The following is a 23,239-nucleotide window of genomic DNA, read 5'->3' as shown; positions in this document are numbered from 1 at the left end:
CCGCACCTCACCCGCGCAGCAGTGCCCGCAGAGCCCCGATCGTGTCGGCATCCGCGGGCATCTTGTCCGCCCGGTAGTGCTTCACGCGGGCGAACCGCAGGGCCACCCCACCGGGGTACCGCGTCGAGCGCTGCACGCCGTCGATGGCGACCTCGACCACCGTCTCCGGCCGCACGTGCACCGTGTTCGCCGTACGGCGGGTCTCCTCCGCGAGGAAGTGATCGGTCTGCCACCGCAGGACCGCGTCGGTGAGCCCCTTGAAGGTCTTCCCGACCATGACGAGCCCGCCCGGCGCGCCGACCTCCCCCTCCGGATCCCGTGCCCCCAGGTGCAGGTTGGAGAGCAGCCCGGCGCGCCGGCCGGATCCCCATTCCACGGCCAGCACCACCAGGTCCACGGTCAGCACCGGCTTGACCTTGAGCCAGCTCTTGCCGCGCCGTCCGGCGGCGTAGGGCGCATCGAGCGCCTTCACCATCACGCCCTCGTGCCCGGCGGCCAGTGCTTCGCGCGAGAAGGCCTCCGCCCGCGCCGGATCGTCGGTGACGATGCCGGGGATCCGCGCCGGTCCCACCGCCTGCTCGAGCAGCATCCGCCGGGTCGCGAGCGGCTCGTCGAGGAGGTCGCGTCCGTCGAGGTGCAGGATGTCGAAGAACCACGGGCGCAGCGCCACGCTCGCCGCTCGCTCGGACCCGAACCGCGCCATGGTGTCCTGGAAGGGGCGGGGGCCGCCGTCCTCGTCGAGCGACAGGGTCTCGCCGTCGAGGATGAGCCGCTCGGCGGGGAAGTCCCGGACGGCGGAGACGATCTCGGGGACCCGTGCCGTGATGTCGGCGAGGCTCCGGGTGTACACGCGCACCTCGTCGCCGGCACGATGCACCTGGATCCGGGCACCGTCGAGCTTGTACTCGACGGATGCGGCCGCACCCGCCAGGGCGAGGGCCTCCGGCACGGACCCGGCGGTCGAGGCGAGCATCGGCAGCACCGGTCGTCCCACCATCAGGCCGACGGCCGCGAGATCCCCGGCCGGCGCGGTGAGGGCGATCCGCGCGGTCTCGCCCAGGTCGCCGCTGAGCATCGCCGCCCGGCGGACGACCGCGATGTCCCGGTCGGCCGCCTTCGCGATCGCCTCGACCAGGACGCCCTCCAGTGCCCCGGTGCGCAGTTCGCCCCGCACGACCCGGCTGAGGAAGTCCCACTCCCGCGGGGTCGCCCGCTCGGAGAGGGCGATCAGCTCCGAGCGCCGGAGTGCGGCGGCGCCGCTGCCGGCCACCGCCGCGAGACCCGCCAGCGCCGCATCGGCGTCGAGGACGGTGAGCGAGGGCACGCGGGCGTGCGAGGTCTCCAGCGCCGCGAGGCCGCGCCATCCCACGCCGATCCGACCCTGACGCGGCCGCGCCACGAGGAAGCCCACGGCCGGCTCGATCTCCTCCGGGGCGAGCTCGCGCAGCAGCGCGGCGAGCGCCGCGGTCTTCGCCAGGCGGGACGAGGTCGCGCCGACCGTTTCGGCGGCGTCGACGACCGCGGCGAGCAGCATGCTGGCATCATGCCATCCGGCCCGGACACCCGCGAGGGAGCACGACGAAGGCCGCCGCCCCGGTGGGGCGACGGCCTTCGTGAGAGGAAGGGGTCAGGCCGCTCGGGCGAGCTCCGCCGCGTCGACCGCGATCCGGCCGTCCACGGCATCCACCCGCACCATGCCGCCGTCCCCCAGGCGTCCGTTCACGAGCAGATCCGCGATCCGGTCGTCGATCTCGCGCTGGATGAGCCGCCGCAACGGGCGGGCGCCGTACTCCGGCTCGTAGCCGTGCTCGGCCAGCCAGTCGACCGCGGCGTCCGTGACGTCGAGGCCGATCTCGCGGGCGGCGAGCCGCGCGCGCGTCGCGCCGAGCAGGAGCGAGACGATCTCGCGCAGCTGCGGCAGGTCGAGCTTGCGGAACATGACGATCTCGTCGATGCGGTTGAGGAACTCCGGCCGCATCGCCTCGCGCACCTTCGCCATCACCCGGTCGCGGAGGTCCTTCTCGGATCCGAAACCGGTCGCGCCACCGCCATCGGCGATGAACCCGATCGCCCCGGACCGCGAGGCCAGGAACTCGGCGCCGATGTTGGACGTCATGACGATCACGGTGTTGCGGAAGTCGACCGTGCGTCCCTGACCGTCGGTCAGCCGCCCGTCGTCGAGCACCTGCAGCAGCAGGTTGAAGACGTCGGGGTGGGCCTTCTCGATCTCGTCGAACAGCACGACGGCGTAGGGGTTGCGGCGCACGCGCTCGGTGAGCTGCCCGGCCTCGTCGTAGCCGACGTATCCGGGAGGGGCGCCGACCAGGCGCGACACCGTGTGCCGCTCGCCGAACTCGCTCATGTCGAAGCGGATGACCGCGTCCTCGTCGTCGAACAGGGACGCCGCGAGGGTCTTCGCGAGCTCCGTCTTACCGACACCGGTCGGTCCGAGGAACAGGAAGGAGCCGATCGGCCGACGTGCGTCCCCCATGCCGGTCCGGCTGCGCCGGACGGCCTTGGCGACGGCGGTGACGGCCTCGTCCTGCCCGATGACCCGGGCGTGCAGCTCGCTCTCGAGCGTCGCCAGGCGATCGCGCTCCGTTTCGGTGAGACGGCTGACCGGGATGCCGGTCGCACGGCTGATGACGGCGGCGATCTGCGCCTCGTCCACGACCGCGTCCGGACGCCCGGTTGCGGTCACCTCGTCGATGCGTCCCTGCAGGCGGGTCATCTCGTCGCGCAGACGCGAGGCCTCCTCGTAGCGCTCGGCCGCGACGGCGGAGTTCTTCTCCGCCTCCAGCTCGGCCAGCTGAGCCATGAGCTGCGTGGTGTCCACGCTCACGCCCAGACGCAGACGGAGCCGCGCTCCGGCCTGGTCGATCAGGTCGATGGCCTTGTCCGGCAGCACCCGCTCGGTCAGGTAGCGGTCGCTGAGTTCGACCGCAGCGCGCAGCGCCTCGTCGGTGTAGGTGACCCGGTGGTGCTCCTCATACGCGGAACGCAGACCCCGGAGGATCTCGATCGCGTCCGTGAGGGACGGCTCGCCGACGCGCACCGGCTGGAACCGGCGCTCCAGGGCGGGGTCCTTCTCGATCACCCGGTACTCCTTGAGGGTCGTCGCCCCGACCAGGTGCAGGTCACCGCGCGCGAGACGCGGCTTCAGGATGTTCCCCGCGTCCATGGCACCTTCACCACCGGCACCGGCGCCGACGACGGTGTGCACCTCGTCGATGAAGAGGATGACCTCGCCGCGGAGCCCGGCGACCTCGTCCATCGTCTTGGTCAGCCGCTCCTCGAAGTCACCGCGATAACGGGCACCGGCGAGCATGGCCGGCAGGTCCAGCGCGATGACGCGCTTCCCGCGCAGCAGCTCGGGCACCTCCTCGGCGACGATGGCGCGGGCCAGGCCCTCCACGATCGCGGTCTTGCCGACGCCGGCCTCACCCATCAGCACGGGGTTGTTCTTCGTGCGACGGCTGAGGATCTCGATGGTCTGCTCGATCTCGTCGCCACGGCCGATCACCGGGTCGAGGTCCCCGGCCGCGGCGAGCGCGGTGAGGTCCTGTCCGTAGGTGTCGAGCATCGGGGTCTGGGATGCGGGTGCACCGGTCTCCGTGCCGGGCGCCCCGGCGGGGACCGGCTCACGGACGCCCTGGGTGAGGGCCTCGGCCGTGACGCCCGCTTCGGCGAGCACGCGGCCTGCCGGGCTGTCCTGCGCGAGGACGAGGGCGAAGAAGAGGTGTTCCGGGTCGATGTAGGTGGATCCCGCCGAGCGGGCCACCTGGAAGGCGTGGAACAGCGCGCGCTGCACGGACACCGTGACGACGGCGCCGTCCGCCTCCGCGGCGGGCCCGGCCTGGGGCAGGCGCCCCTCGATGCCGCGCAGGATGGCCTGCGGGTCGGCACCCACGCGGGAGAGCCCCTCGCGGGCGGTCGGGTCCTCGACGAGCGCGTGGAGCACGTGCAGGGCGTCGAGCTCCCGCTGACCGCGCATGAGGGCGAAGCGTCCGGCCTCCTGCAGGATCTGCTGGGTGCGGGCGCTCAGGAACCGGCTGAGGTCGATCGACCGGGCCGCCCGAGCCTGCTCGCCCTGCAGGTAGCGGGCGAGGAACTCGTCGAAGCTGCGCCGGGCGTCGTCCCCCTCCTGGGGGGTGAAGTCTTCGGGCATTCTGTCTCCTGTAAAGGTGAGCCAAGGCGACTCAACTTCATCCATGTTACGAAGTTGAGCGTGCGTGTATCAAGTTCAACGCGACGCTGCGCAGGGTATTCCCGGTTACGCTCGGTCCATCCCGAGACCCGAGGAAACCGTGATGAGTGACCCGCACGACCCCGCCGACACACCCGAGAGGCGGACCGCCGCAGGCGAGTTCTTCGCCGGGTTCCGCATCCTGTTCGGCGGTTTCGGATGGTGGCGGATGCGCCCGGGCCTCATGCTGCTCGGCCTCGTCCCCGCGGCGATCGTGAGCCTGGCCCTCGGCGCGGGCCTCATCACCCTGGGGTTCTGGATCGCGCCCATCACGACCGCGGTCACGCCGTTCGCGGAGGGATGGCCGGGCCTGTGGTCGACCCTGCTGCGCGTCGCCGTGGGGGCGGCCCTCTTCGGCGGCGCGCTGCTGCTGTCCGCGGCGTTGTTCACCGCACTGACACTGTTGATCGGCGAGCCGTTCTACGACCGGATCTGGCGCTCGGTCGAGGCGACGGAGGCCGGCACGCCCCCGGACCGTGATCCCGGGTTCTGGTCGGGGGTCGCCGACGCCGGATCCCTCATCGTGCGCGGTGCTCTCGCCGCCCTCGTCGCCTTCGCGCTCGGACTCATCCCCCTCGTCGGCGGCGTGCTGGGAGCCGTCACCGGTGTCCTGCTGTCGGGCTGGATCCTCGCGGACGAACTGTCCGCGCGCGCCCTCACCGCCCGGGGGATCGGACACGTCGAACGGCGTACGCTGCTGCGGGGGCGGCGCGCCCGGGCGCTCGGCTTCGGGGTGGCGACGCAGCTCTGCTTCCTGGTTCCGCTCGGCGCCGTCCTCACGATGCCCGCCGCGGTCGTCGGGGCCACGCGGCTGTCCCACGAGGTGCTCCCCGTCCCGGCGGCCCCGCACGCTCTGGCAGACTCCGAAGAATGACGCGCACCGCCACCCGCCGCGACACCATCGCCCTCCTCACCGGAGTGGGCCTGATCGTGCTGCCCCTCGTCGGCGCCGCCTTCAAGATCCTCTGGCCGGGATGGATGCTTGTGGTCATCCTGTTCGTGTCGCCCGTCCTGCTGATCGGCTACGGCCTGCAGGTCGCGATCGCCGCGAGCGGCTTCCTCTCCGCCCGTGCCGTGCTCCGCGACGGGGAGCGGCGGCGCCCGGCGCTCTGGGCGGCATGGCTCACCGCGATCGGGGTCGTCGCCGTCGGGCTCTTCTTCGTCGACGGCGGGGACTCGTCCTGGGGATCCGCGTTCATGTACATCGTCGGCGCGGAGTCCGACGACGGGGTCGCCGACGTGTCGAACGTCCTCGCCTGGGTGGGCGCCATCGCCTGGATCGGCGGTTGGGTCTGGCTCGTCGTCGAGTGGATCAGGGCGCTCATCCGCCGACGCCGGGGCTGAGCGGACGCAGGTCCGCGCAACACCCGATACGCTGGATGAAGTCTGTGAGAAGGAGTGCCATGTTCATCGTCGCCCTGCCGCTGTTCCTGCTCGGTATGTTCGCCTGCGGCATCTCGTTCTCGGTCGAGGGCTTCCAGGCCATCCTCTTCGTCGCCGGGATCCTGCTCGTCTCGCTGGCGATGGCACTGCCCATCCACATCCGCGCGAAGTAGTCGGCGGGCCGCTTCAGCCGCCCGAATCAGCCTGCGACCCGCATCCGCTGATGGGCCGCGTCAGCCTTCCCGTCGAGCGGCTCAGCCCTTCCCACCGGGCGGGCCGATGATCAGCAGCACGACGAAGAGCACGATCACGGCGACGAGGACGATCGCCGCGAACACCCACGGATGGTTCAGCAGCAGCCGCATGACCTTGTCGTGCCAGGCCGCATCCCTCGGGTCGTCGGTCGCCTCGAGGCGCCACTGACCCCGCAGCCGCCCGGTGCGATGCAACCAGATCTCGGTCGGGATCGTCGCGTACGGGATGACCGCGCTGCCGATCGCCACGACCGCCGGCCATGCTCCCCAGCGCTGGTTCTTCGCGACGACGATCGCGGTGGCGCCGTAGGACAGGAACACGAAGCCGTGGATGCCTCCGGCCACCGACACCACGACCGCGACATCCGTGACCGCTCGGATGATCAGGGCGCTGATGAGCAGCGTCCAGGAGATCGCCTCGGCTATCGCGAGGACGCGGAACAGGGACTGGGGCGTGCGGAACAAGGCGGGTCCTCCAACGTCGCGCGGCCGGGACAGCCGCGCCGCCACGTTACCCGAGCCCGGCTTCAGCTTTCCTGAAGGGTCATCCCGAAGGGCTGCTCGTGCAGTCCCTGCAGGGCGGCCGTGAGATCCGGGATGCCGTCGGCGAACTCCCGATCGAGGTCCGCGAGCCGACGGTCGGCCTCAGCCAGCACCCCGGCGCCCTTGTCGGTCACCCGGAGGTCGGATGCCGCCCCGGCGTGGGCGGTGACGTCCTCCGCGAGCCCGTCGCCGACGAGGATCTTCACGGCCGTGTGCGCCGTCTGCACGGTGATCTGGGAGCGCCGGGCCAGCTCCGAGAACGAGATCCCCGGGGTCGCCTGCAGGTGCGCCAGCAGAGCGTACTTACGCGTCGTGAGCCCGAGGTCCTTCAGCGCCGCGTGGAGCCGGTGGTCCCAGACGGCGGCGACGGTGATCAGCGAGATCACGGGGCTGAACGGCGGTCGCCCGACCGCGACGGACGATCGCGGTGTGGCGGTGTCTCCCATCCCCCCATGCTATCCGCCGCATCCGTGCGCGAGGCGGGCAGTAGCGTGGGGGGTGTGGACTTCTCCCTCGACGCGCTCCGGCGCTGGCCCGACGTCGAGGCACCGGACCTGGTCGCCGCCGATGCCGCTGACCGTCTGATCCTCGACGAATCCGCCGCTGCGCGCGCGGACGCTCCGCGGGAGCGCATCGCCGTGATCGGCGACGCCTACGGCGCGCTCGCCCTGGGCGCCGCCGCGGCCGCACCGGCGGCATCCGGCATCGTCCGCGTCCACCAGGACGCCCTGACCGGGGAGCAGGCGCTGGCCGCCAACGCGGAACGCGTGGGACTCACCGGCAGCGTCGCCTCCCTCCCCCTTTCGCCCGGGCTGCTCGAGGGCAGCCGGATCGTGCTGCTCCGGCTCCCGAAGTCGCTCGATGCGCTGCGGGACATCGCGGGAGCCGTCGCCGCGCACGCCCATCCGGAGGTCGTCGTCTACGCGGGCGGCAGGCTCAAACACATGAGTCTCGGGATGAACGACGTGCTCGGGGAGTTCTTCGCGACGCTCGACGTCACCCACGCGCGGCAGAAGTCGCGCGTCCTCATCGCGCGCGGACCGCGGGACGGGCGCGACCCGGAGCCCCGCCGGCAGACGCACGACGGTCTCGTCGTCTGCGCGTACGGCGGTGTCTTCGCCGGCACGTCGATCGACATCGGCACCAGGTTCCTCCTCGAGCACCTGCCCGACGCGCTGCCCGCTGGCGGTACGGTCATCGATCTCGCGTGTGGGACCGGCGTCGTGGCGGCATGGCTGGCACGACGCCACCCCGACCTGACGGTACTCGCGACCGACCAGTCCGCGGCTGCGGTGGCCTCCGCTCGCGCCACCGCGGCGGCGAACGGCGTGGCCGACCGCGTGCAGGTCCGCCGCGACGACGCGCTCTCGGCACAGCCGGAGCGCAGCGCGGCGTTCATCGCCCTGAACCCGCCGTTCCACTCCGGCACGGCGGTCCACAGCGGTCTCGCCCCACACCTCTTCACGGATGCCGCGCGCGTCCTCCGCCCCGGCGGCGAGCTGTGGACGGTCTGGAACTCGGCGCTGCGCTATCGCGCCGAGCTCGAGAGCATCGTCGGCCCCACCCGCCAGGTCGCCCGCAACACGAAGTTCACCGTCACCGTGTCCGTTCGCCGCTGACGCCCTGCGCTACCGCGGGCGGCACCGTCGTCTCGGTCGCCTCGCGGGACCGGTCGGCGTCCACGACGGCGGCGATGCGGCGGGGAACGGACTCGTCCTGCAGCGACGTGGTGTCGCCCAGCGGGCGGCCCTCCACGAGGTCGACCAGGAGCCGCCGCATGATCTTGCCGCTCCGGGTCTTGGGCAGGTCGGGCACGCGGAAAACGTGTGCGGGTCGCGCAACCGGACCGATGGCGCCGCGCACGTGCCGGCGCAGCGCGTCCGCATCCGCCTCGCCCGTCACGAATGCGGCGATGGCCTGCCCGGTGACGGCGTCCGCGACGCCGACCACCGCCGCCTCCCCGACCGCCGGATGAGCCACGAGGGCGGACTCGATCTCGATGGTCGAGAGGCGGTGCCCCGATACGTTGATCACGTCATCGATGCGGCCGAGCACCCACAGGGCGCCGTCCGCATCGAGCTTCGCCCCGTCGCCGGCGAGGAAGTAGCCGCGGTCGGCGAACCGCGCCCAGTACGAGTCCCGGTACCGCAGGGGGTCGCCCCACACGGTCCGCGACATCCCGGGCCATGTGCCGTCGACGACGAGCAGCCCTCCCCCGCCGGGCCCCACATCGGCGCCGTCGGCGTCCACGACCCGCACGCGCAGCCCCGGCAGTGCCGTCAGCGCCGAGCCCGGCTTCAGGGTCGAGACGCCGGGAAGCGGCGCGGCGATCGCGGCGCCCGTCTCGGACTGCCACCAGGTGTCGACCACCGGCGTCTCACCGCGCCCCAGGTGCCGGTGGAACCACACCCACGCTTCCGGGTTGATGGCCTCCCCCACCGTCCCGAGCAGGCGCAGCGCGGACAGGTCGACCGACGGCGGCGGGCCGTCCGGGAACCGGCTCATGAGCGAGCGGATGAGCGTGGGCGCCGTGTAGTACGTCGTGACCCCGTACCGGTCCAGGATCCGGAAGTGCCGGTCCCACGACGGGGTGTCCGGCGTGCCCTCGTACAGGACACTCGTCACGCCGTTCAGGAGCGGCCCGTAGGTGACGTAGCTGTGGGCGGTGACCCACGCCAGGTCGGCGGTGCACCAGTACACGTCGGTCTCCGGCTTGGCGTCGAAGACCGCCCAGAAGCTCCAGGCCACGTGGGTCAGCCAGCCGCCCGTCGTGTGGACCAGCCCTTTCGGTCGCCCCGTCGTCCCGCTCGTGTAGATGATGAACAGCGGCGTCTCGGCGTCGAAGTACTCCGGGTCGTGCCGGTCCGACGCGCCGCCGACCGCGTCGTGCCACCAGAGGTCCCGTCCGGGCGTGAAGGGGACGTCGGAGCCCGTCCGGCGCACCACGAGCACGTGCTCGATGGACGCAATCCCCTCGACCGCCGCATCCGCCTGCTGCTTGACCGGGACGGCCTCCCCGCGGCGGAACTGCCCGTCGCTCGTGACCAGCAGCTTCGCGCCGGTGTCCTCCACCCGGAAGCGCAGCGCCTCGGCGGAGAACCCGCCGAACACGAGCGAGTGGATGGCGCCGATGCGCGCCGTCGCGAGCTGAATGACGATCGTCTCGATGAGCACCGGGAGGTAGATCACGACGCGGTCGCCGCGGGTGATCCCGAGCGACGTCAGCGCGTTGGCCGCCCGCGCCACCTCCCGCTGCAGTTCCGCATAGATGATCGTGCGCCGGTCGCCGCGTTCGCCCTCGAAGTGGAACGCGATCCGGTCGCCGTGGCCGGCCGCGACGTGCCGGTCGACGGCGTTCACCGAGGCGTTCAGCCGGCCGCCCACGAACCACTCGGCCGCGGGGACCGACGCGCCGTCGGTCGGCGCCCACGTGTGCGCCGTGTGCCACGGCTCCGCCCAGTCCAGCACCTCCGAGCGGTGCGCCCAGAACGTCTCCGGATCCTCCCCCGCGCGCTCCCGCCATTCGCGCGCGATCCACTCCGGCGTCACGTTCGCCTGCGCCGCGAACGCCGCAGGAGGCGGGAACGTGCGCCGCTCGTCGAGGAGGCTGCGGATGGTGTCGTCGTGCGCGGTGGAGGTGCTCATGCTGCTTCCGGGGTCGAGGTGACACCAGCCTCCGGGGGATGCCGGTGCGCGGCCAAAACGGATGACGACGTGTGACGCGTCGGGGGGCTGGCGCGGCTCGCTCGGGGGGCTGCGCTCGGGGGCTGCGCTCGGTGGGGGGGGCGCACTCGGTGGGGGGCTGCGCTTGGTGGGGGCTGCGTGGTTCGTGTTTCCGGGCGCATGCCCCCGACCGCCTTCGGCGGTCTCCCACCAGACCCGATGCCAGCGCCCGGAAACACCAACCACTCCGCCACCGCAGCAGCACCTCGCCCCAGCGCAACATCCCCCTGCCGCCCTTCGGCGCTCACCAGACCCGATGCCAGCGCCCGGAAACACGAACCACTCCGCCACCGCAGCAGCACCTCGCCCCAGCGCAACATCCGCCTGCCGCCCTTCGGCGCCCGCCAGACCCGATGCCAGCGCCCGGAAACACGAACCGCTCCGCCACGGGGGACAGCATCCGACAGCGCCGCCACCCTTCCCCGAGCGCCCGGGCGACGTCCCGCCGCACCCGCAGCCCGCATCCGGGCGCGGACGGGGGTCACGCGGGCACGCGTGCGAGGGGACGGCCACCGCGACGCCAACGCTGCAGCGGGTCCCACCACGCCGGCCCACGGACCTCCGGAACACCCCTGCGCATCCGCACCTGCCACCCTGACCCGTCCAGCGTCCGATGGTGATGCCAGCACAGCGCCACGCCGTTGTCGGTATGGGTCGGGCCGCCTCGCGATGCCTCCTCCACATGGTGGATCTCGCACCATTCCGGCGGGGTGTCGCAGCCCGGGATGAGGCACCCGCCGTCCCGGGCCAGGATCGCCCTCCGCTGGTGCGCGGTGAAGATCCTCCCCGCGAACCCGAGCGAGACGATCCGGCCTTCCCGGCCCAAGACCACCCGCTGGACGTCCCCGATGCACGCCGTGTGAGCAGCGACGGACGCGGGAACGGGAACGTCGCAGCCGGAGACACGCGCGTAACCGCGTCCCGAGGCGAGGTCGGCGGCGCGGACCGTCACCACCAGCGTCGGTGCTGCTCCCCCGATCGCCGGCAGCCCGCCGGACGCCGCGGCCGCCACGAGCGCCGTCGCCAGGGCATCGTGCTGTTTCTGCGGACGGGTGCGCACATCCGGCGAAGGCTCGCGCCCCTCACCCTCGCGCCCCTCACCCTCGCGGCCCTCACCCTCGCCCGCGGCCTCACCCTCACCGGGGTCCTCATTCCCCCACACCTCGGGCGAGAACCGCACGCCCGGGGCGAGCTTCGGGTTCAGGATGCTGTGGAAGATCCGTTGCAGCTGCCCGGCGACCTCCGGCATCAGTGCCCCTCGCACGGGGATGAGCCCGTCCCGCTCCCGGCCCAGCACCAGCCCGCGGTTGCGGAGCGCTCGTTCCTCCCGCGGTTCGGCGCCGTCCTGGTCGAGATACGTCGCCCAGACCTGCGCGAACACCCGCAGCTCTGCGGCTGTCGCGGGCGGCGCGGAGTCCACGCCTCGCCCGCAGGCGGCATCCGCCAGTTCACTGTCCGCGGCGCACAGCTCGGACCGCCCGACTCGACCGGCTGCTGCCTGCAGCGGGGCCATGGCGGCGGCCGCCGCATCGGACCCGACGACGCCGTCGCGCATCGCGGCGCGGAGGCTCGGGAACACGCACTCGCCCATCTCGCCGGTCAGACCGACCGGCCAGATGCCGCGGGCCGCCCGTTCGACGTCGGCGACCCGTGCGGGCGAGAACCGGGTGGCCCGCTGCAGCAGCTCGCTGACCGAGCGGCACCCGAACCGCGTCGTCAGCCGGTCGTCGCGGACAGCACCCGCGGACCGCTCCTGCACCTCCGCGGTCACCGCCACGAGCACCCCTTCGGCTTTGCGGATGACCTCGGCGGCTGCGCCGACCACCGCGAGCAGCTCCGCGTCGTCCGCCGCCGCTGCCCCGCCGTCGAACACCCCCGCGAGCGCGTCGCGGAGCGCATCACCGATGCTCCGCAGCGCCGCTCCGATGTCGTCCATACCTCCATTCAACACAGGGGTTCCGACATCGAAGCCGACGGAATATCCCCGATCAGAGGCATTTATCCACAGATTCCGCCAGACGCAGGGTTATCCACAGATGGAGGGAACAAGGACGCGGCCGCACCCAGCGCACGCCCTCCGGGCCGAGTCCGTTGCGCGCTTGCCTGCGACCGATCGGATGCCGGTGAGCTCGATCACCTCGTCCACGCGGGAACGCGGGATGCCGTCCGTGGCGGCCATGGCGAGCAGGTGATTGCGAGCGGTGCGGCCGGTGTGCACGGCCTTTGCGCCGAGCAGCACGCCCACTTCGCTCAACGGGCGCGGAGGCGACGGTACTCGGCGCCGTTGACCGTGACACGTCCGGCGGTCGGCCGGTCGAGCCCCACGATCATGCGCATCGTCGTGGATTTCCCCGTGCCGTTCGGGCCGAGGAACCCGGTGTCCGCATCATCCTCCAGGAGGCCTGCCGGTCCCGTGCCCGCGTCAGCGGAAGACTCGCGCGATGGATGCGCCCAGCTGGGTGAGCTGCATCCAGAGCAGATACCGGTACAGCGGACGCAGGAGCACACCGCGGATGCCGCGCGTGCGCATACCGCGGCGCTGCCAGCGGAGCGCGATGCGCAGGCGGGTACCACCGGCGGCAGGAGTCAGAGAGAGGGTCACCCGCCGGGTGGCCGCGGTCGGCGCATCGGGGCTGGAGAAGGACCAGGCGATACACGACACGGGCTCGTGGCCCAGGAGTTCGACGCGCACTCGGCGGAGTTCGGGCTTGACCCGCATCCGATTCCCGTCCGGCCGGGTCTCGCGCAGACGAGCCGTCCAGACCGCTCCGGTCGCCAAGTCATCGGGATGGGGCCGGTCGACGTGGACCTCGCCGATGTTCGTGTCCCACTCCGGCATGCGCAGGGGATCGGCCAGCAGATCCCAAACCTCCCGGGGCGTCGCGGGCACGAACGTCTCCCACTCCCCTGCCGGCTCGGCCGCGGACGCGGCACTCGATCGGGACGCCACCGGGATGACCCGCTCCGCCTCGTCCAGGCGCTCCCGGACGGCGTCGGTCGATGTGCCGAGGCGCCGCAGCACCTCCGCGATCATCCCGCTCGGCTCGTCCAGCAGTTCTCGGAGAACGGCTGCCGCGTCGCCCCGCTTGCCTCCTCGGGTGGACTCCGTGAAGACGTCGACGGCGCGCGCACTCCAGGCGTAACCACCCGTCTCATGGAAGACGATGCGGCCCGGCCCGGGAGACGGGACCGTGACGCCGATCGTTGCGAGCTGAGCGGCATGCTGCGCCGCGACCGCCGCCCGGGCTGCCTGCAGGGTGACACCACCGGCACGCAGCACGTCTCCGGCGAGCTGGTCGCTGACGACGAGGGCCAGGAACAGGTGATCGATGTCACTCGTGCGCTGACCGACCCGCGAGGCCTCCTCCATCCCCGCCAGCGAGAGGAGTTGCGTGGTCTTCGCCACATCGGCGAGCTTGCTCATGACTGCCTCCTGGGCACGGGGATGGTCTGGTCGATCCTCTTCGCGTACTTCTTGTGGACGGCCTGGCGCGAGACCCCGAGCGCGTCAGCCACCTGCTGCCAGCTCATGCCCGCGCGCAGGCCTGCCTCCACCTGGCGCAACTCCAGGGCGTCCGCGAGCACCCGAAGCGACGCGACCGCCCGCAGACCCGCCCGGGGATCCGAGGTATCGGCGGCCACCTGGGCGACGTCTGGGCTCTCCATGCTGTCAACCTACGTTGCCAATGGCACGCTGTCAATGTGGGTTGCCAATGGGGACGCGCGACACCCGTCGGGACCCGCACCGCCGCTCCCCTACGATGGATCAGCCCCGGGGGGAGGCATGGGATTCGCGCGATGAGGCGATTTCCGTCCTGCGTCCCCGCGAACCCGACAGCGAGGACGACATGACCCACTGGAACGAAGCAGACCTGATCGCCGATGCGCAGGCCATCCTGGGGCCCGGCGAGGAGGTGCTCGGCGCCGGCATCTTCGGCATGGCGAACCTCGTCGTCGCTCAGGTGGCCGGCGTGACCGTCGGGGCCGCGGCGGGCCGTCGGGCGGCCGACGTGATCTCGAACATCACGAACCTCATCGGCAGTCCGCTGCTGGATGGGCTCGCGGCCGCTGCCGGTGCCGTGGCCGGGTCACGCGCCGGCCTCCAGGCCACCGCCGCAGCGCAGGGCGTGAGCGTGCGGCTGCTCGTCGCGGTGACCGCGGAGAAGGTGCACGTCCTCAACCAGGACGAAAACCTCCGCACCGAGGTCGCCTCCTTCGACCGGGATGCGGTGGACGTGGAGGTCAAGAAGCTCGGACTGAACCGCTACCTCACCCTGACGGACACCGGCACCGGCGACAGCATCGAGCTGCACGGCGCGACCGGCTGGATCGCCGCGCAGGCCGCCGGCGACAAGGTGGTCCTGGATCTCCTGCAGCACTGACGAGTAAAGCCCCCGACAAGCGGGGGCTTTACTCGTTTCGGTGGACCTGAGGGGATTCGAACCCCTGACCTCTTCATTGCGAACGAAGCGCGCTACCAACTGCGCCACAGGCCCGAGAACCTCAGCTACATTATCACGTCCGGAACACCCGGCCGTGCCACCGGTCACCCCGCCCGGCGGTCCTGCAACAGCTTGCGCACGTGCGCCTCGATCTCGGCGTCGTCCACGTATCCCATCCGCGTGAAAGCCGATGCCGGCTCCACCTTCTCGGGCGTACGGGCGACGGCGATCGAGGGCGGTGCGGCCTTCTCCGCGCGTACGCGCTTGGCCTCCTCGAAGGCGGCCCGACGCAGCGCCTCGCGCGCGTCGGCGGCGTCTCGTACGGCGGCGGCCGACGAGCCGGCGGACGACGACAGCGGGCGCGGGAGCGTCCGCGGCTGCCAGGTCGCTTTGCTCTGGACCGGGAGGGCGACGTCCTGCACCTCGGCGGTGCGGGCCACCACGACGGGCGCCACCTGCTCCCGTCGCACGGCGCGTGCCGCGACCCGCGACATCCGCTGCAGCACGAGGAGACTCGACAGCGCCCCCACTCCCCCGATCCACAGCAGCGCGGCGGAGGAGAAGGCGAGCATGGTCCAGACGCCGGTGCCGAGGGCGGCGATCGAGAGCACCCCGGCAGCGGACGCGGTCAGCCGCGTGCGACGCCGGGCGCGGGCACGACGGACCTCCGGCCGGTCACGTGCGGCACGGGCCTCGGCCTTCGCCCGCTCCAGTTCCAGGCGCGCCTGCTCGAGCTCGACGCGCTCCTTCTCGGCAAGGGTTCGCCGGGCGAGCTTCTGCTGCGCGTGGGCGGTGCGGGCGGAGAGTTCCAGCCGCACCTCCTCGGGCGTCTCGCTCGTCTCGGCCAGCACGCGCAGCGCCTGGCTGAGCCGGACGGCATTGCGCTCGGCGGAGTTGTACTGATGCCGGCTGTGCCAGCTCGGCAGCAGGTAGAGCATCCACAGGGCCACGGCGACGAGGACGATGACGCCTCCGCCCAGCACCTGTCCACCCATGCGGTCCACGCTAGGTGATCCGCGTCGTCAGGGACGAACGCTGTGGGCGTGTCGCGCGCTACTGGCCCGCAGCATCCCGGTCGGCCTGCGGGATGTCGGCCGCATCGCGGGGCACGCGGGCCTCCGCCCACCGAGCGAGCACCCCCTCCGGGACGTCCTCCTTGACGAGCGCGAAGGCGTAGTGGTCGCGCCAGTCCCCGTCGATGTGGATGTACTTCCGGCGCAGTCCCTCGTACCGGAACCCGAGTTTCTGCACGACCCGGAGACTGGCGTGGTTCTCCGGGCGGATGCAGATCTCCATCCGGTGCAGGCGCAACTGGTCGAAGCACACGTCCGTGGCCAGCGCGACCGAGATCGGCGTGATGTCCCGCCCCGCGTACTCCCGGGAGACCCAGTACCCGATCGTCGCGGACGACAGCGAGCCGCGCGCCACGCCCCAGACGTTCAGCTGGCCCGCGACCTCGCCGTCGTACTCCATGACGAACGGCACGCCGACGCCGTCCCGGTACTGCTGGAGCAGGCGTCGGATCCCGACTTTCATGTCGAGGGAGACGGCACCGTCCGGGCTGGTGGCCTCCCAGGGGCGCAGCCATGTGCGGTTCGACAGGAGATGCTCCTGCAGGACCTTGGCGTCACGATGACGCACCAGCCGGATCGAGACCGGTCCGTGCGCCCTCGGTACCGAGAGGTCCATTCGCGCGCCCTTCGCTCCAGGTCACAGACCCGCGGCGAAATCCTTGAGCCAGGGCCGCAGGTCCGGGCCGAGGTCGTCACGGTCGCTGGCGAGCTGCACGATCGCCTTGATGTAGTCGAGTTTGTCACCGGTGTCGTAACGGCGGCCGCGGAACACGACGCCGAAGACGCCCTTCTCCGGGTCGGCCGCGAGCTCCTGCAGCGCATCGGTCAGCTGGATCTCGCCGCCCTTGCCGGGCTGGGTGTGCTCGAGCACCTCGAAGACGTCGGGACCGAGCACGTAGCGTCCGATGATCGCCAGGTTCGACGGGGCATCCTCCTGGTTCGGCTTCTCCACGAGGCCGGTGACCTTCACGACACCGTCGGTGTCGGTTGCCGCGACCTCAGCCACGCCGTAGAGGTGGATGTGCTCTGGGTCGACCTCCATCAGCGCCACGATCGCCGCACCGCGCTTGTCGTACTCGGCGAGCATCTGCGGCAGCAGCGGGTCGCGCTCGTCGATCAGGTCGTCGCCGAGGAGAACCGCGAACGGGTGGTCGCCCACGTGCGCCTGCGCACGCAGCACCGCGTGACCGAGCCCCTTGGGCTCACCCTGGCGCACCATGTGCACGTCGGCGAGGTCGGAAGCCCGCTCGACCTTGGCCAGCTTGTCGGTGTCGCCCTTCTCACGCAGCTTCTGCTCGAGCTCGGGCATGGCGTCGAAGTGGTTGGCGATGTTGTTCTTGTTCCGGCCGAGGATGATGAGGACGTCCTCGATCCCGGCTTCGACCGCTTCCTCCACCACGTACTGGATCGCGGGCTTGTCCACGACCGGCAGCATTTCCTTGGGCATGGCCTTGGTCGCCGGCAGGAACCGGGTGCCCAGACCTGCGGCGGGGATGACGGCTTTGAAGGGCTTGTGCGACATGCGCCGATCCTATCCGCCCATCGAACCTAGACTCGTCTCCATGTCGGACGTGATAGACCAGGCCAAACGTGCGCTGCGCGCAGACCTGCGTGAACGGCGCCAGATGCTCTCGGATGCGGCTCGCGCGCAGGCGGGAGTGGGACTGACCACCCAGTTACTCGCCCTCGTGGACCAGTACGGCGCGACATCGGTGTCCTGCTTCCTCTCCACCACCATCGAACCGGAGACCCGCGGATTCATCCGCGCGGCCGTGGCACGCGGCGTCCGGGTGCTCCTGCCCGTCACGCGCGTCGACGGTCTCCTCGACTGGGCCGTCGCCACGGAGGACGGCGAGATCGCCGAGGGCCTGTTCGGTCTCCCCGAGCCGGTCGGCGACCTCCTCGGCCCGATCGCCGTGAACGACGTCGACCTCATGATCATCCCCGCCGCCGCCGTCGACCGGACCGGGATGCGGCTGGGCTGGGGCCGCGGATACTTCGACAAGACGATCGGATCCATGGAGGGCTGTCCGCCCGTCTACGCCGTCGTCTTCGACACCGAGTACGTCGACGAGGTGCCGCGAGAGAAGCACGATCAGCCGGTCACCGGGATCGTCACCCCCACCCGAACCGTTCGCCTGCCCGCCGCAGGCTGAGTCCTCACACCCACGCCCCTAGGAGACCCATGCCTACCTACGCCTATGCCTGCAAGTCCTGCGGACACCGCTTCGACGCCGTCCAGTCCTTCTCCGAGCCGACGCTCACGGAGTGCCCGCAGTGCTCCGGTGTGCTCCGCAAGGAGTACGGCTCGATCGGCGTGACCTTCAACGGGTCCGGCTTCTACCGCACCGACTCGCGCTCGGCGACCACCTCGTCCGAGAAGTCCTCCTCCGCGAACTCGGGTGGTGGTGAGTCGAGCTCTTCTTCGACATCATCGTCCACAGGGACGACATCCGCCGCCCCCGCCGCCCCCGCGGCATCCTGAGCGGCCCCCGCCACTCACGAGCGACAAGGAGCATCGGATGATCAAGGGTTTCAAAGAGTTCATCATGCGCGGCAACGTCATCGACCTTGCCGTCGCCGTCGTCATCGGCGCGGCGTTCACCGCCATCATCAACGCGCTGGTGGAAGGTTTCATCAACCCGCTGATCGGCGTCATCTTCCAGCTGGGCGACCTGTCCGGCTGGGTCTGGGTCGTCCCCACCCTCTCCGGCAGCTCGTCGAACTTCCTCGTCGGCGGGATCGTCAACGCGATCATCAACTTCCTGGCCGTCGCGGCGATCGTCTACTTCGTGTTCGTGTACCCCATGAACAAGTGGAAGGAACGCCAGGCCGCGCGTGCCGGCGTGACGGAGGCCGAGGAGGAGAAGCTGCCCACCGAGCAGGAACTGCTCATGCAGATCCGCGACCTGCTCGAGAAGCAGGAGCGTCCTCAGCTCTGAGTCTTCGCCGCCGTCAGTAGTGCGGCGGCACCTCGCGCCGCATCCGCTCGTCGTTCGGTCCCCCGCCGGAGGACGACGCGGATGCGGCGTCGTCGTCTGCGGGATCCTCGATCACGTCGACCTCGGGGACGGCGCCGGGCGCGGGCGTCAGCTTCGCGCGGCGGGATCCGGCGACGCGTTCCACCCGCTGACGGGGCTCATTCGGGGACATCGAGCGGTTGGGTCGAGGCGTGCGTCGGGTCGACGTGCCCGGTCACCCCCAGGATCCCGGCGATCCGCGCGGCGACGGATGCGGGGTCGCTGTACAGGTCGAACGCGTGCACACGGACGTAGTGCCAGCCGAGGCGGCGCAGGATCTGCGGGCGCAGCCGCAGCGACTCGCGCAGCGACTCCGCGCGGGTCTCCGGGTCGCACTCCACCACGACGGCCTTGCCCTCATGCCGTGCCACGAGCGGCAACAGGCCACGGTACTGCAGGTCCACCGTCACGCCGAGCTCGCGGAGCTCGCGGGCGAGGGCCCGTGTCATCGGGTCGGCGAGGTCTTCGAGATGCTGCTCGCGATCGCGCGCGGCCACGCCGCCCAGGATGCTCATCAGGGTGGCTGCACCGTGCTCGAGCCGGCCGTCCTCGAACGCCGTCGGGCGGATCGAGGAGACCACCACCATCGAGCGGCGGGCGCGGGTCATCGCGACTGTGAGCAGGCGCTCCCCGTCGGGCGTGGAGAGGTCGCCGAAGTCGCTGAGGACCCGGCCGTGCTTGGTGAGTCCGAAGCCCAGCGACAGGATGACGCGGTCCCGGCTCTCGGCGACGGACTCCTCCAGCGTGAGCACCGCGAACGGTTCCGCGGAGTCCCGCGAGACGAAGTCCGCGACGTCGGAGCGCCCGGCGAAAGCGGCGCCCACGGCAGCGCGGATGCGCTCGGCATGGCGGCGACTGGCGGTGACGACCATGAGCGACTCGCTCGCCCGGTTGACGGCGTGCTCGGTGACGAGGGTGACGACGCGGGAGACCTCGGCGTCAGGGCTCTCCACCGCTCCGGAGACCGGATCAGGGGTCCCGGTGCCGCCCTCGACGTAGTCGATGCTGAGGCTGCCGCGGCCGAGGTAGGAACCGGCCCAGGGAAGGGAGACGATCTCCCCGCCGTAGAAGGCGTCGTTCACGAGCTGGGCCAGGTCCTCGCCGCCGGCACGGTAACTGCGGGTGAGCGTCGCGACGTCGACGAGGCCCGCGAGACGCTCGAACACGGAGGTCTCGTCGAAGGGCTCCTCGAACTCGTCGGCCTCGACGCTCGCGCCGGCGCCGACGGCGAAGGGCGTGGGCTTCTGCGTGACCGGGTCGCCGAAGACGACCACCTGCCTGGCACGCCGGAGGGCCGGTGCGGCCTCGGCGAGGCAGAGCGCCGCCGCATCCGCGATGATCACGACGTCGAAGGCGGGGGCGTCCGGGATGTCCGGGACCTCGTACGGCGAGGCGAGCCACACCGGTGCGAGCACGCGCAGCAGCGTGGGCGCAGCGCGCATGAGCTGCTCGGGTTCGGCGATGCCGTCCTTCAGCGCCTGCCTGAGGGCGGCGGCCTCGCCCGCGTGGTCCACGATGCCGATCCGCCACTGCGTGGCCAGCTGTGCGGCCAGGAGGGGCCCGGATGCGGCGGCGTGCGCCTCGTCGACGAGCCGATAGTCGCGTTCCAGCCGGTCCAGCACCGCGGTGTTGGCGCCGAGCAAGGCCCGGTCCGTCCGGAGCAGGTGCTCGAGGGCGGACTGCCACCAGGCGAACTCCAGCTCGGCCGCGACCTGCTGCTCGGGGACGTGCCGCACCGACAGCTCGGTCAGGAGAGTCTCGAGCCCCATCCGGTCGAGCTCGCCGCGGAGCGTGGCCCGCTCCACGAGATTCTCGAAGTAGGAGGACTCCGCGGCCAGCCCGGCGAGCGTGCGCACGAGCTGCGCGACGGGGAGCGATGCGAGCCGGGTGGCGTCGCTGCGGCGCAGGATCCCGTCCAGTTCGCCCAGCTGCGCGTGCACGCGCTGCCAGGCCACGTGCACGTCGGCGAGGCCGATCGGCACCTCGGGCATCACGCCCGCCTCGACCAGGCGCTGCCATTCCGCGCGCTGCTGCTGGATGCGCACGAGGGCCTCGTACATGTCGCCCACGTGCACGCCCGCGCGGACGTACTCGCGCGACAGGCGCTTGAGGCGGCGACGGTTCGCGCTGCTCATGGCGGGCGCGTCGCGCTTGGGCGCGTGCGCCTGGATGAGTTCGATGAGGGGGCGCTCGAACACGGACGGCGAGAACTTGTCGAGCGTCTCGCGGATGCCCTGCAGCAGGCGCAGGTAGTCCCCCAGCTCGTCGACCGTGCGGAAGGGCCGCATCCGGGTCTGCGCGATCAGCTCGTAACCGCGCTCCAGCAGGTTCGGCACGTCCTGACCGCTGAGCTTGCCGGCCACCGCGTGCGCGGCGCGGGCGGCGGTCGTGGTCTCGAAGCTGACGCCGTACCACGGGGAGTCGTCGGGGCCGAAGCGGAACTCGCCGAGCTTCGCGGCGGCCACGAGCTTGGCGGCGGCGGCCTGGCGGTTGTCGCGCAGGCGCTGCAGGGTCGCGACGTCGAAGCGCGCGGTCGTGGACGGCGACGGGGTGATCCGGGCGAGCTCGGTCAGCCGGCGCACGACGTCGAGCGCGGAGGCGCCGAGACTCGGATGCTGCACGGTCAGGGCGGTGCGGTAGTCGCGCAGGACGGTTCGCAGCCGCACCAGCGCGTCGTCGATGTCGGAGACCTTGGGCTGCTCGGCCTTCTCGTTCCGGCCGATGGCGCGGATGAGGTCGCGGTGCAGATGACGCGGCGTGACGGCGAGCGAGTCGAGGCCGATCCCGGTGAGCCGGTGGCGGATGCCGTCGAGCGTCGAGCGTCGCGCGCTCACCACGAGCACGCGCTTGCCGCTGTGCACGAGGGCGCCCACCGCGTTGATGACGGTCTGCGTGCCGCCGGTGCCGGGCAGGGTGTGCACGGCGAGCGAGTGCCCGGCGGCGATCCGGGCGAGGACGGCCTCCTGCTCCTCGTCCGCGTCGAGCAGGAGCGTGTCGGCGGCGGGGGTGCGGTCGTCGGGGCTGGTCACGGTCGGCAGCGCCGGACGGATGGAGAGGCGTTCCCGGTCGGCGTGGTGTCCGGCGAGCGCGTTCAGCACGGGGTGCTCGAGGTCCGCAGTGTCGCGGGCCATGCCCGAGCCGACGTCGACGAAGTTCGAGACCACCAGACGCGGCGTGACGGTGAAGGTCGGGATGTGCGTCGTGAGGGCGCGCAGGTGGTCGATCACCGGCTGCGGGCGGAAGACGTTGCCGTCGTGCGCCAGTGACGCGAGTGCGACGGAATCGAGGTGGATGCCGAAGTGCGTGCCGAGGGCGCGGACCAGCTCCGGGTTCACCGTGAACGGGCCGCGCAGCTTCAGCTCGAAGTCGGTGTGGTGACGACGGATCGCGAGCGGGCGCAGCAGCACCGGCGCCGTGCACACGATGCCGCCGATCCGCCAGGACGCCATGCCGACGGCGAGCGCGACGCTCTCCAGCCCGCGGGCGGTGCGCAGCTCGACGTTCTTGGCCGTGATTCGCTCGGCCGCGAGGCGGGCCGTGCGCAGGGCCACCTCGTCGCGGTAGAGGTTCGACAGCAGGGTGGAACGGCCGGTCAGGAACTGGGGCAGGCTGCCGGGATGCGCCTTGTTGATGTCGACCCCGCGCTCGGGGGTGTCGTCGTAGAAGAGGAGGGTCGACCGACCGCCCAGCAGCGCCGCCTGAGCGCGGATCCGCATGCGCTCCGGCTCGGCTGCGTGCGTCACCGTGACCCCGGGCTCGGCGACGCCCAGATCGCCGGGGCGCACGGGGTTCGTCGCCTCGACGTCTTCTTCGCCGGCCGTTGCCGTACCTTCTCCACGCCACACACGTGTCACTGTAAGCGGGAGGAGGGCGCGCAGGCCTCATTCGGCCCGGGTTTCGCGGTATCCGGCGACACGCCGACCTGATCGGCGCTTCCTCCCCACCCCCTGCGGGACCGGTCTTCTCCCCCGATTCCGCGACGGGCGGCCTCCGTCATGGGCGCCCCGTCCAGGATGGGCACATGACGACGGCGACGTTCCGCATCCATCCGACTCCGCTCGGCGAGGCGCTCCTGCTGACCTCGGCGGGCCGGCTCATCGGGCTGGAGATGCTGACCGGCCCCCTGGGCCAGGCCCTCGAGCACTGGGCGCGGGTGCTCTCGTCGGCACCGGAACCCGACGACGATGCGGCCGACGACGCCGCGGCACAGCTCGATGAGTACTTCGACGGGGCACGGCAGGACTTCGACCTCGACATCGATCTCTCGCTCGCGACGGGCTTCACCCGGAGAGCGCTGGAGGCGGTCCTCCGGATCCCTTACGGGGAGACCGCCGGCTACGGAGAGGTCGCGGCGGCGGCGGGCAGCCCGCGGGCGCATCGCGCCGTGGGCACGGCCTGCCGGCTCACGCCGATCTCGATCGTCGTCCCCGTGCACCGGGTGGTGCGCGCCGACGGATCGATCGGCGAGTACGGCGGGCGGCCCGAGATGAAGCGGTTCCTGGTGGAACTGGAGCGCACGCATCGTCCGGCGGGCGTGTAGGCCGCCCGCCGGACG

22 protein-coding genes, 1 tRNA gene and 1 pseudogene are annotated in these 23,239 nt (G+C 71.7%); 9 read left to right on the top strand and 15 right to left on the bottom strand.

Annotated features, from left to right (window positions below):
* Positions 1-7: 7 nt before the first annotated feature.
* Positions 8-1,534 carry an ATP-dependent DNA ligase gene (locus F6J84_RS04700; protein WP_150971796.1) on the bottom strand — a complete coding sequence of 509 codons (1,527 nt, stop codon included), beginning with the start codon at positions 1,532-1,534 and terminating at the stop codon, positions 8-10.
* 93 nt (positions 1,535-1,627) lie between these two features.
* Positions 1,628-4,168, bottom strand: a complete 2,541-nt coding sequence (locus tag F6J84_RS04695; RefSeq protein ID WP_150971794.1) for an ATP-dependent Clp protease ATP-binding subunit — start codon at positions 4,166-4,168, stop codon at positions 1,628-1,630.
* A gap of 142 nt (positions 4,169-4,310) precedes the next feature.
* Between F6J84_RS04695 and F6J84_RS04690 the strand changes: the two genes are divergently transcribed.
* Genes F6J84_RS04690 through F6J84_RS15445 form a run of 3 tightly spaced genes read left to right on the top strand, consistent with a single transcriptional unit; the run spans position 4,311 to position 5,802 of the window.
* Positions 4,311-5,120 carry an EI24 domain-containing protein gene (locus F6J84_RS04690; protein WP_150971792.1) on the top strand — a complete coding sequence of 270 codons (810 nt, stop codon included), beginning with the start codon at positions 4,311-4,313 and terminating at the stop codon, positions 5,118-5,120.
* Complete coding sequence (locus F6J84_RS04685; protein WP_150971790.1) at positions 5,117-5,590, top strand: hypothetical protein; 474 nt, start codon at positions 5,117-5,119, stop codon at positions 5,588-5,590. The genes F6J84_RS04690 and F6J84_RS04685 overlap by 4 nt, the downstream gene beginning before the upstream one ends.
* A gap of 59 nt (positions 5,591-5,649) precedes the next feature.
* Positions 5,650-5,802 (top strand): hypothetical protein, encoded by a 153-nt coding sequence (locus tag F6J84_RS15445; RefSeq protein WP_191621892.1) that lies wholly within the window; start codon positions 5,650-5,652, stop codon positions 5,800-5,802.
* A gap of 81 nt (positions 5,803-5,883) precedes the next feature.
* On the opposite strand, the gene F6J84_RS04680 is transcribed toward F6J84_RS15445, so the two are convergent.
* On the bottom strand, positions 5,884-6,348 hold the full coding sequence (locus F6J84_RS04680) for a DUF3817 domain-containing protein (RefSeq protein WP_150971788.1): 465 nt from the start codon (positions 6,346-6,348) through the stop codon (positions 5,884-5,886).
* Positions 6,349-6,410: 62 nt separating this feature from the next.
* Positions 6,411-6,872 (bottom strand): MarR family winged helix-turn-helix transcriptional regulator, encoded by a 462-nt coding sequence (locus F6J84_RS04675; protein ID WP_150971786.1) that lies wholly within the window; start codon positions 6,870-6,872, stop codon positions 6,411-6,413.
* 6 nt (positions 6,873-6,878) lie between these two features.
* Here F6J84_RS04675 and F6J84_RS04670 point away from each other — a divergent pair, with 6 nt between their 5' ends.
* Complete coding sequence (locus F6J84_RS04670) at positions 6,879-8,045, top strand: class I SAM-dependent methyltransferase (RefSeq protein WP_150971784.1); 1,167 nt, start codon at positions 6,879-6,881, stop codon at positions 8,043-8,045.
* Here the strand turns inward: F6J84_RS04670 and acs are convergent.
* The 5 genes and pseudogenes from acs to F6J84_RS04645 all read right to left on the bottom strand — a co-directional run bounded on the left by acs (position 8,023) and on the right by F6J84_RS04645 (position 13,815).
* Positions 8,023-10,071, bottom strand: a complete 2,049-nt coding sequence (acs, locus tag F6J84_RS04665; RefSeq protein ID WP_150971782.1) for an acetate--CoA ligase — start codon at positions 10,069-10,071, stop codon at positions 8,023-8,025. The two genes, F6J84_RS04670 and acs, sit on opposite strands and share 23 nt — an antisense overlap.
* A 559-nt stretch (positions 10,072-10,630) precedes the next feature.
* Positions 10,631-12,085 carry an HNH endonuclease signature motif containing protein gene (locus F6J84_RS04660; RefSeq protein ID WP_150971780.1) on the bottom strand — a complete coding sequence of 485 codons (1,455 nt, stop codon included), beginning with the start codon at positions 12,083-12,085 and terminating at the stop codon, positions 10,631-10,633.
* Positions 12,086-12,244: 159 nt separating this feature from the next.
* Positions 12,245-12,546 (bottom strand): annotated as a pseudogene (locus F6J84_RS04655) (ATP-binding cassette domain-containing protein); the annotation flags it as partial.
* A gap of 25 nt (positions 12,547-12,571) precedes the next feature.
* A complete protein-coding gene (locus F6J84_RS04650) occupies positions 12,572-13,573 on the bottom strand; it encodes an SRPBCC family protein (protein ID WP_150971778.1) in 1,002 nt (333 codons plus the stop codon).
* Entirely contained in the window at positions 13,570-13,815 is a 246-nt protein-coding gene (locus F6J84_RS04645; RefSeq protein ID WP_150971776.1) for a hypothetical protein, read from the bottom strand. The genes F6J84_RS04650 and F6J84_RS04645 overlap by 4 nt, the downstream gene beginning before the upstream one ends.
* 182 nt (positions 13,816-13,997) lie before the next feature.
* Here F6J84_RS04645 and F6J84_RS04640 point away from each other — a divergent pair, with 182 nt between their 5' ends.
* Positions 13,998-14,531, top strand: coding sequence for a hypothetical protein (locus tag F6J84_RS04640; RefSeq protein WP_150971774.1), 534 nt, complete (start codon positions 13,998-14,000; stop codon positions 14,529-14,531).
* A gap of 41 nt (positions 14,532-14,572) precedes the next feature.
* Here the strand turns inward: F6J84_RS04640 and F6J84_RS04635 are convergent.
* From F6J84_RS04635 to galU, 4 genes are all read right to left on the bottom strand, one after another.
* A tRNA-Ala gene (locus tag F6J84_RS04635) sits at positions 14,573-14,645 on the bottom strand.
* 50 nt (positions 14,646-14,695) lie between these two features.
* Positions 14,696-15,586 (bottom strand): large exoprotein, encoded by an 891-nt coding sequence (locus tag F6J84_RS04630; protein WP_150971772.1) that lies wholly within the window; start codon positions 15,584-15,586, stop codon positions 14,696-14,698.
* A gap of 58 nt (positions 15,587-15,644) precedes the next feature.
* A complete protein-coding gene (locus tag F6J84_RS04625; RefSeq protein WP_150971769.1) occupies positions 15,645-16,280 on the bottom strand; it encodes a GNAT family N-acetyltransferase in 636 nt (211 codons plus the stop codon).
* Positions 16,281-16,301: 21 nt separating this feature from the next.
* Positions 16,302-17,186, bottom strand: coding sequence for a UTP--glucose-1-phosphate uridylyltransferase GalU (gene galU, locus F6J84_RS04620; RefSeq protein ID WP_150971767.1), 885 nt, complete (start codon positions 17,184-17,186; stop codon positions 16,302-16,304).
* 40 nt (positions 17,187-17,226) lie between these two features.
* Between galU and F6J84_RS04615 the strand changes: the two genes are divergently transcribed.
* Genes F6J84_RS04615 through mscL form a run of 3 tightly spaced genes read left to right on the top strand, consistent with a single transcriptional unit; the run spans position 17,227 to position 18,606 of the window.
* Positions 17,227-17,820, top strand: coding sequence for a 5-formyltetrahydrofolate cyclo-ligase (locus F6J84_RS04615; protein ID WP_150893644.1), 594 nt, complete (start codon positions 17,227-17,229; stop codon positions 17,818-17,820).
* 29 nt (positions 17,821-17,849) lie between these two features.
* The gene (locus tag F6J84_RS04610; protein WP_150971765.1) at positions 17,850-18,149 is read left to right on the top strand and encodes an FmdB family zinc ribbon protein; all 300 of its coding nucleotides are present in this window, start codon (positions 17,850-17,852) and stop codon (positions 18,147-18,149) included.
* Between the two features lie 37 nt (positions 18,150-18,186).
* The gene (mscL, locus tag F6J84_RS04605) at positions 18,187-18,606 is read left to right on the top strand and encodes a large conductance mechanosensitive channel protein MscL (protein ID WP_150893647.1); all 420 of its coding nucleotides are present in this window, start codon (positions 18,187-18,189) and stop codon (positions 18,604-18,606) included.
* Positions 18,607-18,619: 13 nt separating this feature from the next.
* Here mscL and F6J84_RS04600 read toward each other — a convergent pair whose 3' ends face one another.
* Both F6J84_RS04600 and F6J84_RS04595 read right to left on the bottom strand, forming a co-directional pair.
* A complete protein-coding gene (locus tag F6J84_RS04600) occupies positions 18,620-18,817 on the bottom strand; it encodes a hypothetical protein (RefSeq protein ID WP_150971763.1) in 198 nt (65 codons plus the stop codon).
* Positions 18,804-22,538: an AAA family ATPase gene (locus F6J84_RS04595; RefSeq protein ID WP_420846172.1), complete on the bottom strand. Its 3,735-nt coding sequence runs from the start codon at positions 22,536-22,538 to the stop codon at positions 18,804-18,806. The genes F6J84_RS04600 and F6J84_RS04595 overlap by 14 nt, the downstream gene beginning before the upstream one ends.
* Positions 22,539-22,705: 167 nt before the next feature.
* Here F6J84_RS04595 and F6J84_RS04590 point away from each other — a divergent pair, with 167 nt between their 5' ends.
* Positions 22,706-23,224, top strand: a complete 519-nt coding sequence (locus F6J84_RS04590) for a methylated-DNA--[protein]-cysteine S-methyltransferase (RefSeq protein WP_150971759.1) — start codon at positions 22,706-22,708, stop codon at positions 23,222-23,224.
* The last annotated feature ends 15 nt before the right edge of the window (positions 23,225-23,239 follow it).

The sequence above is a fragment of the Microbacterium caowuchunii genome (assembly GCF_008727755.1).
Lineage (GTDB): Bacteria > Actinomycetota > Actinomycetes > Actinomycetales > Microbacteriaceae > Microbacterium > Microbacterium caowuchunii.
This window is presented reverse-complemented; position numbering and strand designations above follow the sequence as displayed.

Bases quoted from the DNA above. Each gene is read 5' to 3' on its own strand.
- galU (WP_150971767.1), bottom strand. From the start codon at position 17,186: ATGTCGCACAAGCCCTTCAAAGCCGTCATCCCCGCCGCAGGTCTGGGC.
- F6J84_RS04645 (WP_150971776.1), bottom strand. From the start codon at position 13,815: ATGGAGAGCCCAGACGTCGCCCAGGTGGCCGCCGATACCTCGGATCCC.
- F6J84_RS04610 (WP_150971765.1), top strand. From the start codon at position 17,850: ATGCCTACCTACGCCTATGCCTGCAAGTCCTGCGGACACCGCTTCGAC.
- F6J84_RS04695 (WP_150971794.1), bottom strand. From the start codon at position 4,168: ATGCCCGAAGACTTCACCCCCCAGGAGGGGGACGACGCCCGGCGCAGC.
- F6J84_RS04630 (WP_150971772.1), bottom strand. From the start codon at position 15,586: ATGGGTGGACAGGTGCTGGGCGGAGGCGTCATCGTCCTCGTCGCCGTG.
- F6J84_RS04690 (WP_150971792.1), top strand. From the start codon at position 4,311: ATGAGTGACCCGCACGACCCCGCCGACACACCCGAGAGGCGGACCGCC.
- F6J84_RS15445 (WP_191621892.1), top strand. From the start codon at position 5,650: ATGTTCATCGTCGCCCTGCCGCTGTTCCTGCTCGGTATGTTCGCCTGC.
- F6J84_RS04685 (WP_150971790.1), top strand. From the start codon at position 5,117: ATGACGCGCACCGCCACCCGCCGCGACACCATCGCCCTCCTCACCGGA.
- F6J84_RS04600 (WP_150971763.1), bottom strand. From the start codon at position 18,817: ATGTCCCCGAATGAGCCCCGTCAGCGGGTGGAACGCGTCGCCGGATCC.
- F6J84_RS04675 (WP_150971786.1), bottom strand. From the start codon at position 6,872: ATGGGAGACACCGCCACACCGCGATCGTCCGTCGCGGTCGGGCGACCG.
- F6J84_RS04640 (WP_150971774.1), top strand. From the start codon at position 13,998: ATGACCCACTGGAACGAAGCAGACCTGATCGCCGATGCGCAGGCCATC.
- F6J84_RS04670 (WP_150971784.1), top strand. From the start codon at position 6,879: ATGCTATCCGCCGCATCCGTGCGCGAGGCGGGCAGTAGCGTGGGGGGT.
- F6J84_RS04650 (WP_150971778.1), bottom strand. From the start codon at position 13,573: ATGAGCAAGCTCGCCGATGTGGCGAAGACCACGCAACTCCTCTCGCTG.
- F6J84_RS04660 (WP_150971780.1), bottom strand. From the start codon at position 12,085: ATGGACGACATCGGAGCGGCGCTGCGGAGCATCGGTGATGCGCTCCGC.
- F6J84_RS04615 (WP_150893644.1), top strand. From the start codon at position 17,227: ATGTCGGACGTGATAGACCAGGCCAAACGTGCGCTGCGCGCAGACCTG.
- mscL (WP_150893647.1), top strand. From the start codon at position 18,187: ATGATCAAGGGTTTCAAAGAGTTCATCATGCGCGGCAACGTCATCGAC.
- F6J84_RS04590 (WP_150971759.1), top strand. From the start codon at position 22,706: ATGACGACGGCGACGTTCCGCATCCATCCGACTCCGCTCGGCGAGGCG.
- F6J84_RS04700 (WP_150971796.1), bottom strand. From the start codon at position 1,534: ATGCTGCTCGCCGCGGTCGTCGACGCCGCCGAAACGGTCGGCGCGACC.
- acs (WP_150971782.1), bottom strand. From the start codon at position 10,071: ATGAGCACCTCCACCGCGCACGACGACACCATCCGCAGCCTCCTCGAC.
- F6J84_RS04625 (WP_150971769.1), bottom strand. From the start codon at position 16,280: ATGGACCTCTCGGTACCGAGGGCGCACGGACCGGTCTCGATCCGGCTG.